Origin of the sequence: Enterococcus wangshanyuanii (assembly GCF_002197645.1) — a bacterium.
Classification (GTDB): domain Bacteria; phylum Bacillota; class Bacilli; order Lactobacillales; family Enterococcaceae; genus Enterococcus_L; species Enterococcus_L wangshanyuanii.
In genome coordinates this window covers 2,911,739-2,924,805 of record NZ_CP021874.1, presented here as the reverse complement: position 1 = coordinate 2,924,805, position 13,067 = coordinate 2,911,739, and the positions used below count along the sequence as shown (strand labels likewise).

Sequence of the window (13,067 nt, the reverse complement as noted above, 5' to 3'; positions counted from 1 at the left end):
TTATCTAACATCTCCTTCAACCCATTCTATATAATAAAAAATTCCTTTCTTCCATTATTATTGGTTTTTCTTTTTTAGATAATTCATATTTAATTGCATTACCTCTATAAACTTGTCCTCTTAAACGATAATTATGTGCTTTTAAAAAAACTTCAATGACTATATCTAAACTCATGATCTCATTCACTAATTCTTGTTTACCCATCATATTTTTCATTAAACGTTCTTTATCAAATTTTTTTATTGTATAAAGATTGAAATACGCCAAAAATGTGTACAGAGTTCCCTTAATATTAATATGTTTAATAAATTCATAATAGTCTTCTAAAAATACACAAAAATTCGGATAATTATAAAACTCAAACTTCCCTTCTCTTACATTAACACTAGCTTGAGATGTCAAATCCAATAGCCCTTGAGCTGCAGCCGTCAATGCAGATAGAGGTATATTAGGATACTTTTGAAAGACTGTTTGCAATTTTTCATATTCTGGATTTTGATCCACTACATATTTATTTATGTAGTCTTCAAGCTTCCAAGCCTTTTTGGTATTGTTTAAATCAATCACTTCATCCATTCCAAAACCGTTATTAATCCTATAAAAAACTTTCTTTCCATATTTTTTTGCAATCTCAAAACGACTTTGTCCATCTAAAATTTCAAAATTTTCGTTCACAGCAATAGGTATTAACATACCATTTTTTAAAATGGACTTTTCTAAACTAGAATTCTTTTTTACCTTCCGATTCCCTTTCAAATAGTTAAACTTATCATATTCCTCTGTTTCATAAATTTTGCCTATATTTCTTCCCATTGTAGCTCTCCTCTCTATTAATTAGATCTCCATCCGCATACATAGTATATATCGCTTTCATTTCCTAGTTTAACTACTATTCAATTATCTTCCCTCCATTTCCATTTTTCCAATCTCATCTTAGATGAATTCGATTACCAAAACGTTACAATTTATTTACTTATGAATTAAAAAAGGAAACATATACTTTATACAAACAATAAAAGTATATGTTTCCTTAAAATTATTTAATTAATTTAGCGTTCTTTCAAATCAAGCACCGTCTCCCGCTTGATCAGCTGATGAGGAATGACTAATCGAACCCCTGTTGGTTCTTTTTGCTGTAGTGTATCCATCAGCTTTTGCATGCCCATTTTGCCCAGCTCGGCAATATCAATATCAATACTTGTTAGGTAAGGATGAACCAATGTCGAATAAATCGAGTTATTGAAACTGATCACAGAAAAGTCATCCGGCACTCGATAGCCGTACATCTGAGCCAGCTGGATCATTCTCATCGCAAAAATATCATCGATCACAACTGCAGCAGTTGCTTTAGTTTCTTTCAGCAGCTCTTCAAATGCAACATAGGCTTCTGGACTTTCCATATCGACAGACGGATGCATCGTTAATCCTGCCACCATCATTGCTTTCTGGTAACCAAAATAGCGTTCATAATAAATATTTTCATGCGTCGTATTTGTGATAAACAGAATGTTTTTGTGTCCATTCTCGATCAAGAAGTCTGTCGCATGTTTTCCTAAAAGCTGATTATCGTTGTCTACATAAACGACCTTATCTTCATTTGTATACGGCTGTCCAATCAAAGAAAAGGGTACTTGATTTTCAACTAAATAATCGATCACTGGATCATCCTTATCTGAATAGAGCAAAATAAACCCATCTACCTGCTTTTGACGATGCATCAGCTGTACATTTTCCAGCAAGGTAGTAAAAGATTGAGCCGTTGCAATCGCCGTCGTCATATCATGCTTACGTGCTTCACTATTGATCGACTCGATGATCTCTAAATAAAACGGATTTCCCATTCGTTCACGTGAATCCAGCGGAGGTAAAATCACCCCTACTGCGCCCGAGGATCGTTTGCCAAGATTACGCGCAGCAATATTTGGAACGTAGCCCATCTCTTCCATCACTTTAAAGACCTTTTTCTTCGTTGTATCAGAAATACTAGGGTGGTCATTGATTACCCTTGATACAGTGGAAGTCGCAACACCCGCTTTTTTCGCAACATCTTTCACAGTAATCGTCATCGGCTTCACTCCTTTCTAGGTTCATGTTTTTAAGAACAAATCATGCCATCGTAGAAAATAATACCATAGATCAGTAGGTCGTTGCTATCGTCATTTTATGACTGTACAAATTCCTTGACTTGAGGACTTACTTCTCTTTTCTTTCTGTCTTCCAAACACTTGTTAAATATTCCAGTGTCAGCTCTTTCGTTGAAGAAACTAACGCGACATCTTGCCCTAAGTCTTCTTTACGGCCAACACCGATAGGCACAGCCCCACTTGCTACGATTGCTTGAATCCCAGCTTTGGCGTCTTCGATCCCGAGACATTCCGGCGCTGTTAGACCAACTTCATTTGCAGCCAGTTGAAAAATCTCTGGATCCGGTTTTCCTTTTGCAACTTTAGCTGGATCTGCGATCCCGTCAAAATAAGGGAGCAAAGCCATTTTCTCTAATAAAAAAGGACCATTTTTACTAGCAGAAGCCAAAGAAATCTTGAAATTTTGCGCCTTCAGTTGTTTCAATAACGCTAAAATGCCTGGATAAACATCTGTCGGACTCATATTTTGAATCATTTCTACATAGTAGTCATTTTTCCGCTGCGCCAGTTCAGCAAATTGCTCTGGCGTAAACGCATCACTCCGTCCGCCATAAGCCAGCATCAATTTTAAGGAATCTTCTCGGCTAACACCTTTTAACTCCTCATTGAATGAACGGTCAATAGTAATACCGATCTCTTTGCCTAGTTGTTTCCAAGCTTGATAATGATACTCCGCTGTATCCGTCAACACTCCATCTAAATCAAACAACACACCTTTAAACATGCTCAGCCACCTTTTCCACCTTAACGACCACTTCATCGACTAAACTTACTTGGTTTCCATATAACTTAAGTGATAATTTATCTCCGGAAACTAATGTTAAACGAACCTCGTTTTGATCAACTGCGATAAACAATAAACGTCCGCGATAGTTCACATGAAACGCATAACTTGTCCAGCTTTTTGGTAAAAACGGCGCGAAGCTCAACGTCTCATTTGCTGTCTTCATTTGAGCAAAACCTTGAACGATCGCCAACCAGCTGCCCGTCATAGACGTAATATGCAAGCCATCTTCCGTATCATTATTATAGTTATCTAAATCCAAACGAGCGGTTCGCTGATACATTTCTACCGCTTTTTCTTCCATCCCAAGCTCCGCTGCTAACACCGCATGAATACTTGGTGACAGTGAGGACTCATGCACCGTCATCGGCTCATAAAACAAGAAATTACGCTCTTTTTCAGCTTGAGTAAAGCGTTCGCCAAAGAAATAAATTCCTTGTAGTACATCGGCCTGCTTAATGAAACAAGAACGCAGAATTCGATCCCAAGACCATTTTTGGTTTAATGGTAGATTTTCTGGCGAAAGATTGCTGCTTGGCATCAAATCCTTATCCAAAAATGTATCATGCTGGACAAAAACACACAGCTCTTCATCAAACGGATAATACATGTTTTCAATGATATCCTGCCATTTTTCTTGCTCTTCAGCTGATATTTCTACAGTTGTTTCTTTTTGATAGTTAAGATAATTTTCTAACGTATATTGTAATACCCAAGTTGCGATAGTATTAGTGTACCAATTATTGTTGACGTTATTTTCATATTCATTTGGTCCTGTGACACCATGAATCATGTATTTTCCTTTGCGTTTAGAGTAATGAACGCGATCTGCCCAGAAACGAGCAATTTCTGTTAAAACCTGTAATCCTTCATTTTTCAGATAGTCACTATCGCCTGTATAGTTCACATAATTGTAAATCGCGTAGGCGATCGCACCATTTCTGTGGATTTCTTCAAATGTGATTTCCCATTCGTTATGACATTCCACTCCTGTAAAGGTCACCATTGGATACAAGGCACCTGCCAATCCTTGCTGACGGGCATTATGTTTGGCTTGTTCTAACTGATTATAACGGTATTTCAACAAATTTTTTGTTACTTCTGGTTTTGCCAATGCAAGGTATAATGGCACTGCATAAGCTTCCGTATCCCAATAAGTGGCACCGCCATATTTTTCGCCCGTAAAGCCTTTTGGTCCAATATTCAAGCGTTCATCTTCACCATAATACGTCGTAAACAGCTGAAATAAATTAAACCGAATCCCTTGCTGCGCCGCATCGTCTCCTTGGATCGTCACATCCGCTAAAGCCCAACGCTTTTGCCACGCTTCATTTTGCTCTTGAAGAAGTTGATCAAATTGTTTTGGATTTTCTTGTAATAACTGAATAGCTTTTTCTTGTTGCTTTTCTTCAGGAATATCACGACTTGTTAGGATAATGACTTGTTTTTCCACTACCAATGATTCGCTTTCTGCTAATTCCTTTTGGAAAACCTGTTGTATTTTTAGCGCTTCTGCTTCTGAGGTCTCTTTATTCATCGTTGTGTGATGCTTCATAGCACCTGTCACAGCAAACTGTTCAATGCCAAAAGCATTAGGAATCGTGCGCGTTGTTAGAAAACCAACTTCATCAGTAAACCCTGAGCCACGAGCTTCCCAAAACATTTCATCATAGTTACTGTCTTCATTACGAACATCCCCATCGATTTTTGAGAGGATTTGAATATCTGCACGCCCTTTAAGAACCTCAGCGGTCACTCGAATAACAGCCAGTTCTTGCTGAACAATACTTAAAAAGCGCTCAAAACGGAATTTCACTGTTGCCTTGTCACTCTCTAAAATAAATGTTCTTGTCAATAATCCATTATGCATATCTAATTCTAAGTAAAAATCTTTCGGTTCCTGTATCCCTAAATCTATAGCTTCCCCATCCACAAAAATATCCATTGCAATAAAATTCAGCGCATTGATCACTTTACCAAAATAATCAGGATAACCATTTTTCCACCAGCCGACTCTTGTTTTATCTGGATACCAGACACCTGCTAGATACGTTCCTTGATGATGATCCCCCGTATAACGTTCTTCAAAATTCCCACGCATGCCCATATAACCATTTCCTATAGATGTAAGAGACTCCTGCAAACGGCGTTCGTTACGTTCTAATTGATGTGTTGCAATTTTCCATGGATCTATTTCAAATAGATGATTCATTTTGATTTCCTCCTATACCTGTTTCATTTCTTAACACCATAATAAACACAACCGATTGCATTGTCAATTATTAATTCAATGAATTAGATGAATTCATTATTACTATGCTAATTTTGTTGATTTATTCTAATTATATGTTGTTTGTGAAACACAGAAATCATTTCAGGGTTTACAAAAATAAAAAACTATTTTATACTGTTATCAACGAAAACGATTGCGTAAAAATTGCAAAGGGGAGAAAAAGAATGAAAAAGTTACTAAGTTTTGAGTTTTGGCAAAAATTTGGAAAAGCGTTGATGGTCGTCATTGCCGTGATGCCTGCCGCAGGTTTGATGATCAGTATCGGTAAAACGATCCCGCTGATCAATCCTGATTGGACTGCTTTAGCAACAACAGGAGGCGTGATCGAAAATATCGGTTGGGCTGTCATCGGCAATCTTCATTTACTGTTCGCATTAGCGATCGGCGGAAGCTGGGCAAAAGAACGAGCGGGCGGGGCATTTGCTGCCGGGCTTTCGTTCATCTTGATCAATCGAATCACTGGTTCGATTTTCGGTGTCACAAGTGAGATGCTGGCAGACGAGCAAGCCTTCACCCACACTTTATTCGGCACTAAGATCATGGTCAAAGGGTTCTTCACCAGTGTCTTAGAAGCTCCTGCTTTGAATATGGGAGTGTTCGTCGGGATCATCGCTGGTTTTGTTGGTGCTATGGCCTTTAATAAATACTACAACTTCCGGAAATTACCTGACGCTTTGTCATTTTTCAATGGAAAACGTTTTGTCCCGTTCGTTGTTATCTTCTGGTCAACGATCGTTTCTATCCTTTTAGCAATTATTTGGCCATCGATCCAAGCTGGAATCAATAACTTCGGTTTATGGATCGCCCAATCACAAGATACCGCTCCGATCCTAGCACCGTTCTTGTATGGAACATTGGAGCGACTGCTTTTACCATTCGGCCTACATCATATGCTGACGATTCCGATCAACTATACACAATTAGGTGGAACGTACGAAATCCTTTCCGGTGCACAAGCAGGAACTCAAGTATTTGGACAAGATCCATTATGGCTAGCTTGGGCGACTGATTTGGTCAACTTAAAAGGCGCTGGCGATATGTCTCAGTATGATTTCGTTCTAAACAATTGGACGCCTGCCCGCTTCAAAGTCGGACAAATGATCGGCGCTTCTGGTATTTTAATGGGAATGACTGTCGCGATGTATCGTAATGTCGATCCTGACAAACGTTCAAATTACAAATCAATGTACCTTTCTGCAGCATTGGCTGTCTTTTTAACAGGGGTAACTGAGCCATTAGAGTTTATGTTCATGTTTGCTGCTGTACCACTTTATGTTGTATATGCAGTGATCCAAGGGGCTGCTTTTGCGATGGCAGATATTGTTTCGCTACGTGTTCACTCTTTCGGAAATATCGAATTATTGACGCGAACACCACTTGCACTCAAAGCTGGTTTAGGAATGGATTTACTGAATTTCGTTCTTTGCACGATTGGGTTCGGTGTATTGACTTATTTCATCGCAAACTTTATGATCAAAAAATTCAACTTTGCTACTCCTGGTAGAAACGGAAACTATGATAGCAACGACACTTCAAGCGATTCGGCAGCTACAAGCGGAACAACAACGATCGATGGAATCGACCCTCAAATCATCGAGGTGATCCATCTACTTGGTGGAAAAGAAAATATCGTCGATGTCGATGCTTGTATGACTCGCCTACGGGTCAGCGTACATGACAAAGACAAGGTTGGAAATGAAGAGTCATGGAAAAAAGCAGGCGCTATGGGACTGATCGTCAAAGACAATGGTGTACAAGCAGTTTACGGTCCTAAAGCAGATGTGTTAAAATCAGACATCCAAGACTTACTGGATTCCGGCGCTGTAATTCCTTCAATTCAACAAACACAAGCCGAAACAACAACTGCTGCAGATACTACCAATTATCTTGGTATCACTAAAACACTGGTTCCAGTCGCTGACGGAACTGTGATCGCAATTGACGAAGTAGACGATCCTGTCTTCTCACAAAAAATGATGGGCGATGGCTTTGCTGTCATCCCAGAAAACGAGACGATCTACGCACCAATAGAGGGGGTAATCAGCAGTATTTTCCCATCAAAACATGCTTTAGGGATCCAAACAAACGAAGGGATCGAAGTTCTAGTCCACATGGGATTGGATACAGTAGAAATGAAGGATTCTGCCTTTACGATTTCTGTCACAGAAGGACAAAAAGTAACTGCAGGAGATGTTGTCGCTACAGCTGATTTAGCCAAAATCGAAGCAGCCGGCAAACAAACAACGATGATCGTCGTCTTCACGAACGGAGAAAAAATCAAACAATTTATATTAGATAAAAAAGGAAAACAAGCACCTGGAACAACCATTGGAAAATTAGAAATCTAATGACATCACCAAACAGGATTAGGCAGTTTCCTAATCCTGTTTTTCTATAGAAAGAGGTAGAAAATGAAACTATTGACGTTAAACACACATAGCTGGATGGAAGAACAACCTCTAGAAAAATTACAGCAACTCGTAAAGCAAATTTTAGAAGACGACTATGATTTGATTGCTTTGCAAGAAGTCAATCAACGGATCGACAGCCGATCGGTTATCGATCCCCCTAATTTTCACCCTACGAATGATCAATTCGCTGTCCACGAAGATAATTTCGCTTATCTACTGGTTCAACAACTAGCAGAACAACATGCCATCTATCATTGGAGCTGGGCTTACAACCACATTGGCTACGATCTTTATCACGAAGGTGTCGCACTATTATCAAAGCAGCCGATCAAACCAGAAGCAGTACTTGTCTCAAAAGAACAAAATCCGACCGATTACCGCAGAAGAGTTGTACTGCTCGGTCAGACATCCGTCGGCGAACTGCCGATCACTGCAGCAAGCTGCCACTATTCTTGGTGGACAGAAACAGACGGCTTCGCTTATGAATGGCAGCAAACAGAAGCTACTTTAAAACACTACCCTTTACCATTGATAATCATGGGCGACTTCAACAATCCTGCTGCTGCAAAAACTGGTTATCAACTTGTATGCAATAGCGAGCTAGACTTACAGGATAGCTTTTCATCTGCCAAAGAAACGACTGGTGAATTTACCGTAGAAAAAGCAATCGACGGCTGGGGCGAAAATCAAGAAAAACTTAGGATCGACTACATTTTTACTTCTCCAGAATTGACTATCAACCATTATCATGTTTTATTCGATGGTAAACAAACCCCGATCATCAGCGATCACTTTGGCATAGCTGTTACGGTCGATTAAACATTGAACCCACATGAAAATTATATATAGAGAGTGACACAAGACTATTTTCTAGTCCGATGTCATTCTCTTTCTTTGTATAAAACAGTCTGATTACGTTACACTTGTGAAAAGAAGAAAGCGGTGATTTTAATGAATATCGTTATTTTCGGCGGCAGCGGCTTCATCGGAACCGCATTATGCAAAGAACTCATCCAGCACAAGCATACTGTAACGAGCATTTCCCGTCATGGACGTCCCAACACCCTTACAGAGGAATGGGCAAATGACGTACATTGGGTACATTCCGATATTTTAAACGATACCATTTGGCAATCAGCGGTCATCAATGCGGATTGGGTGATCGATGCTATCGGCATACTGACGGAAAAACCAAATAAAGGGATTACTTACGAACGCTTTATCGTTGAACCTGTTCAACGAATCTCAACTTTTTTAACTGCACAAGTGCAACCAGCGAACTTTTTATTCCTATCTGCCAATGCTGCACCCTTTCCTTTAAAAAAATATATGTCAGCGAAGCACAAAGCAGAACAAGTGATTCACGAGCAGGGTTTTCCGTATACGATCATTTATCCTAGCTTAATCATGGATAAACAGCGTCCAACTTCCGTCATTGGCGGCAAAACGATCTTGTGCTTCAAGAAATTGCCTATCTTTAAGTACTTCGTAAGAGAATATGATCCCATCACTAGAGAACAATTAGCGATGGAAATCACCAATCTAGTCGAAGGCAAACGATCTTTTTTAACAGAACGACGCTAGCAAAAAAAGGGACCGGGACATAACTCTACGAGTTACGACCCAGTCCTCTTTAAAATGAATAAATGGTAGAAGCAGTAGTAACTCCTTCTTATTGCTGTAAAACACAACGAAGAATGCATTGATGCTTTCTCGTCAAAGACTCGTCGCAGATAAACAGTGTTGCATAGTACCTACTTGGTTCTCGGAGTTGAACACTTCTGTCCCAGCCTCTTTTTCACTACCCTTTGACAGAACCACTTGTTATTCCCTCTACATAGTATTTTTGCATAAAGATAAACAGCAGCGTGATTGGCACAGCAATCAATACACAACCGGCTGTAAAGGCCATAAAATACTGATCGATCTTGTCTCTCGTCTGCATCGTAAACAACCCGATCGCAACGGTATACTTATTCACATTATCCCCTAAAATAATTTTCGCGAAGATAAAATCCATCCACGGTGCCATAAATGCCATCAGTGCCGTATAAACAATGATCGGCTTACTTAACGGAAGGGTGATCTTAGTAAAAATCTCAAATTTACTCGCCCCATCGATCATTGCTGATTCATCCAATGCCATCGGAATCGTATCAAAGAACCCTTTTGCTATATAAAAGCTCAATGCCGCACCAGAAGAATAGACTAAAATCAACGCCAATAAACTTCCTGTCAAATTCATCGCTTTTAAAATATAGTACACAGCGATCATACTCATAAAACCTGGAAACATATTCAAAACAAGCGCTAGCTTCAAAAACGGTTTTCTCGCTCTAAATCTCAGACGACTAAGCGAATAAGCCATCGCAATCGTGATCAGCGTAGATAAAATACAACTGCAGACTGCAACAAACAGCGTATTTAAAAACCATTGTACAAACGGATACGTCGAGCTTGTCAGAAGCATTTTATAATTTTCAAAAGTAAATTGCTTTGGAATAAAGTACGTTACAAATGCCCCGCCTTCACTACGAAAGCTTGTCAACACGATCCAAACGATCGGAAAAATCCAGACGATCGACAAAATCGTCAACAATGTATAGTGAACGAACAACATTTTTCTTTTTTTCGATTTCATATGCGTTACGCCCCTTCTGTTTTAAATGAGCTGCTTCGTGTATAAGCAATCAAAGAGAAGACCGCTGATAGAACAAAGATGATGATCCCGATTACGGAAGCCAAATTATAATCCGCCGCAGTGACTGTCAGTTTATACAACCACGTAACCAGCAAATCTGTTTCCCCCGCTGAATGATAATTGCTATTAGCAGGTTGTCCACCAGTCAGCAAGAAAATCACATTGAAGTTATTGATATTTCCAATAAACTGCTGGATCAAGCTCGGTGCCATCACAAATAAAATTTGAGGGAACGTAATGTTTTTAAAAATCTGGAATTTATTTGCGCCATCTATTTCAGCAGCTTCGATTTGGTCATCTGGTAAATTAGTGATGATCCCTGTCGCTACTAACATCGTCACCGGAATCCCTACCCACATATTCACAAAAATAACAGTAACTTTCGCTAACAATCCATCTGTTAAAAACGGAATCGGCTGATCGATCAACCCCCAATTTTGCAACAGCGCATTGACTGGTCCTGATCCGTTGAATAGATTAGCCATCAGCAACAAACTCACAAACTGGGGTACAGCCATCGTGATCACAAAAATCGTCCGCCAAACTTTTTTTCCTTTAACTCCTTTGGCATTGATCAAAAGAGCTAATAAAATCCCAAAGAAAAAAGTCGTAGCTGTAGCCAATACCGCCCAAATCAACGTCCAGCTCAGAACCGGGAAGAAGGTACTCGCAATATCTCCTGTGATCACATTTCCGAAGTTCGCAAAGCCAACCCAGCTAAAAAGATTTTTCGGTGGCAAATGATTATGATCATAGCTTGTAAATGCGATCGAAATCATATAAAGCAAAGGTAAAATCGTGAATGCCAAGACACCTAACAACGGAATACTCATCAATGTCACATAAAATTTTTCATTCAGCAAACTACTTAAATCTTCTTTTAACGTCGGCAAAGGCTTATTTGCTTCTTTTAGCACAAATATTTTACGGGCACTTCTAAGATTGACAAAATAAAGAAAAATAAAAAGGACAATAAGAATAATTGCTGCAATCCCAAATAGCAGAAGCAGCATCGAGTTATCACCTGGTTGCTGCACTTCGATTCCCAACGTCTCATCCATGACCCAGCCTTGAGATTTCGTCCCCAAGGTTTGAAGCATTGAGAGTGCATGAAATCCATTCAGCACCAACCAAGCGATAAAACCAAGCTGCAACGCTAAAAAAAGGAGTCCTTTGACTATTTGACCATTCAGCAAGTTGGCCATTCCCATGAAAATAAAAGAGAGTTTGATCGATTTATCTCCTTTTTTGAACAACTGTCTAAAACTAATCTGATCATCCGCTTTCGGTTTTAACTTCATCGTGATTCACATCCTGTTCTTTTTCACTAAACTTGAGCTAAAAAGAGGAGGAGTATGAAGCGAACATTTGCATATTCGGTCCATACTCTAAACCTCAATTATCGTTTTTATTTATCTAATTTACTTGTATCTTTCACGAGTTTGTCTAATTTAGGTAAATATTGATCTTCAGCAATCTTACCGTTGTAAGTATCATTGATAACCGCTTCAACTGGTCCCCAGAATGAAACCATCGCAGGCAACTTAGGCATCACCACTGAATGATCAGCATCACTCATTGTCATAACTGCGTTTGCTACATCATCCGCTTTTACTTTTTCATCTTCCTGTGCCTCTTTATTCGCCGGCACAGTTCCATTTTTTTCAAATACTGTTAATTGGTTTTCTTTACTTGTTAAGAAATCAGCTAACGCCATTGCTGCAACTGGGCTCTTAGTTGACGCATTTACACCGAATAATTTAACACCTAAGAAGGCTTTTTGTTGCACATCGCCATTCCCTAAATCAACCGTTGGATAAGGCGCAACAGCAAAATTATCGCCTAAAGCTTTTTCTACATCATTTTTAGACCATGGACCTGACAAAAATGCATCTGTTTTTCCATTACCGATATTTGATAATGCATCCGCATTTGATTGAACAACTCCCGGATTATCTTTTTGTGCACGAATCCATTTTAAGACCTGCACACCTTTATCATTGTTGAAATTCGTGCCATCGATGTCTTCACCGTTCGCACCATACAACTCATCTCCATTTGACATAAACAACGGTGTGAAAATGTAGTTTGCTCCAGCTTCACCAAAGTTGGTTCCTAACTTCCCTTTAGAAGTCAGTGTTTCCCAGCTTTTCACGTCATCTTCAGTCAATTTTGCTTTGTTATAATATAAAATTTGCGACTCTACACCATATGGATATCCATATAATTTACCGTCATAAGTAGCAGCTTCCACTGCACTTTCAGTACTATTTTCTTTCACGCTATCTTCATATTTTGTGTTCGCATAAATAATTCCAGCGTCCACCATTTGCCCTAGTTGATCATGAGGCATCATAAATACGTCAGCTGCAGCACTAGGATCTTTTTTCAAGTTTTCTTGCGCCGATGCAGATTCGCTTGGTTTGATCGTCACTTTCCAGTCTTTATGTTCTTTTTCAAATTCTTCGACTAAAGGTTTATACGTATCAACAAACGCTACATCCACCCACAGCTTTATAGAAGCGTTTTCATTTTCTGCAGAAGTTTTTTTATCAGACGAACCTCCGCCGCACGCTGCCAACATCGCCACTGCCGCTGTCATTGTCACACCTAATGCTAAAAGCTTTTTCGTATTTCTTTTCATCTTTTTGTTCCTCCCAGGAATTATTTAAATGATTGATCTATCCGCATTATGCAATCGTTTGCGTAAAAAGTCAAGTATAAATGTGTAAA

At 39.3% G+C, this 13,067-nt stretch carries 10 protein-coding genes; 3 read left to right on the top strand and 7 right to left on the bottom strand.

Features of this window, described 5'->3' with window-relative positions; all coding sequences use genetic code 11:
• Positions 1-16: 16 nt before the first annotated feature.
• The 4 genes from CC204_RS14590 to CC204_RS14575 all read right to left on the bottom strand — a co-directional run bounded on the left by CC204_RS14590 (position 17) and on the right by CC204_RS14575 (position 5,141).
• Entirely contained in the window at positions 17-814 is a 798-nt protein-coding gene (locus tag CC204_RS14590; RefSeq protein WP_088270837.1) for a ParB N-terminal domain-containing protein, read from the bottom strand.
• Positions 815-1,050: 236 nt separating this feature from the next.
• The gene (locus tag CC204_RS14585; RefSeq protein ID WP_088270836.1) at positions 1,051-2,067 is read right to left on the bottom strand and encodes a LacI family DNA-binding transcriptional regulator; all 1,017 of its coding nucleotides are present in this window, start codon (positions 2,065-2,067) and stop codon (positions 1,051-1,053) included.
• Positions 2,068-2,194: 127 nt separating this feature from the next.
• A complete protein-coding gene (pgmB, locus tag CC204_RS14580) occupies positions 2,195-2,869 on the bottom strand; it encodes a beta-phosphoglucomutase (RefSeq protein WP_088270835.1) in 675 nt (224 codons plus the stop codon).
• Positions 2,862-5,141 (bottom strand): glycoside hydrolase family 65 protein, encoded by a 2,280-nt coding sequence (locus CC204_RS14575; RefSeq protein WP_088270834.1) that lies wholly within the window; start codon positions 5,139-5,141, stop codon positions 2,862-2,864. Before CC204_RS14575 ends, pgmB begins: the two co-directional genes overlap by 8 nt.
• A 245-nt stretch (positions 5,142-5,386) precedes the next feature.
• Here CC204_RS14575 and CC204_RS14570 point away from each other — a divergent pair, with 245 nt between their 5' ends.
• The 3 genes from CC204_RS14570 (at position 5,387) to CC204_RS14560 (ending at position 9,217) form a co-directional block, all read left to right on the top strand.
• On the top strand, positions 5,387-7,570 hold the full coding sequence (locus CC204_RS14570) for a PTS transporter subunit IIBC (RefSeq protein WP_088270833.1): 2,184 nt from the start codon (positions 5,387-5,389) through the stop codon (positions 7,568-7,570).
• Positions 7,571-7,633: 63 nt separating this feature from the next.
• A complete protein-coding gene (locus CC204_RS14565) occupies positions 7,634-8,452 on the top strand; it encodes an endonuclease/exonuclease/phosphatase family protein (protein WP_088270832.1) in 819 nt (272 codons plus the stop codon).
• Positions 8,453-8,584: 132 nt separating this feature from the next.
• The gene (locus CC204_RS14560) at positions 8,585-9,217 is read left to right on the top strand and encodes an SDR family oxidoreductase (protein WP_088271733.1); all 633 of its coding nucleotides are present in this window, start codon (positions 8,585-8,587) and stop codon (positions 9,215-9,217) included.
• Positions 9,218-9,434: 217 nt separating this feature from the next.
• Here the strand turns inward: CC204_RS14560 and CC204_RS14555 are convergent, their stop codons facing one another.
• The 3 genes from CC204_RS14555 to CC204_RS14545 form a co-directional block, all read right to left on the bottom strand.
• Positions 9,435-10,274, bottom strand: coding sequence for a sugar ABC transporter permease (locus CC204_RS14555; protein ID WP_088270831.1), 840 nt, complete (start codon positions 10,272-10,274; stop codon positions 9,435-9,437).
• Positions 10,275-10,279: 5 nt separating this feature from the next.
• Positions 10,280-11,635 carry a carbohydrate ABC transporter permease gene (locus CC204_RS14550; RefSeq protein ID WP_088270830.1) on the bottom strand — a complete coding sequence of 452 codons (1,356 nt, stop codon included), beginning with the start codon at positions 11,633-11,635 and terminating at the stop codon, positions 10,280-10,282.
• Between the two features lie 107 nt (positions 11,636-11,742).
• Positions 11,743-12,978 carry an extracellular solute-binding protein gene (locus tag CC204_RS14545; protein WP_088270829.1) on the bottom strand — a complete coding sequence of 412 codons (1,236 nt, stop codon included), beginning with the start codon at positions 12,976-12,978 and terminating at the stop codon, positions 11,743-11,745.
• Between the last annotated feature and the right edge of the window lie 89 nt (positions 12,979-13,067).

What these genes read in the sequence shown, in the direction of transcription:
- CC204_RS14590 (WP_088270837.1), bottom strand. Translation starts at nt 814, where the DNA reads ATGGGAAGAAATATAGGCAAAATTTATGAAACAGAGGAATATGATAAG.
- CC204_RS14585 (WP_088270836.1), bottom strand. Translation starts at nt 2,067, where the DNA reads ATGACGATTACTGTGAAAGATGTTGCGAAAAAAGCGGGTGTTGCGACT.
- pgmB (WP_088270835.1), bottom strand. Translation starts at nt 2,869, where the DNA reads ATGTTTAAAGGTGTGTTGTTTGATTTAGATGGAGTGTTGACGGATACA.
- CC204_RS14575 (WP_088270834.1), bottom strand. Translation starts at nt 5,141, where the DNA reads ATGAATCATCTATTTGAAATAGATCCATGGAAAATTGCAACACATCAA.
- CC204_RS14570 (WP_088270833.1), top strand. Translation starts at nt 5,387, where the DNA reads ATGAAAAAGTTACTAAGTTTTGAGTTTTGGCAAAAATTTGGAAAAGCG.
- CC204_RS14565 (WP_088270832.1), top strand. Translation starts at nt 7,634, where the DNA reads ATGAAACTATTGACGTTAAACACACATAGCTGGATGGAAGAACAACCT.
- CC204_RS14560 (WP_088271733.1), top strand. Translation starts at nt 8,585, where the DNA reads ATGAATATCGTTATTTTCGGCGGCAGCGGCTTCATCGGAACCGCATTA.
- CC204_RS14555 (WP_088270831.1), bottom strand. Translation starts at nt 10,274, where the DNA reads ATGAAATCGAAAAAAAGAAAAATGTTGTTCGTTCACTATACATTGTTG.
- CC204_RS14550 (WP_088270830.1), bottom strand. Translation starts at nt 11,635, where the DNA reads ATGAAGTTAAAACCGAAAGCGGATGATCAGATTAGTTTTAGACAGTTG.
- CC204_RS14545 (WP_088270829.1), bottom strand. Translation starts at nt 12,978, where the DNA reads ATGAAAAGAAATACGAAAAAGCTTTTAGCATTAGGTGTGACAATGACA.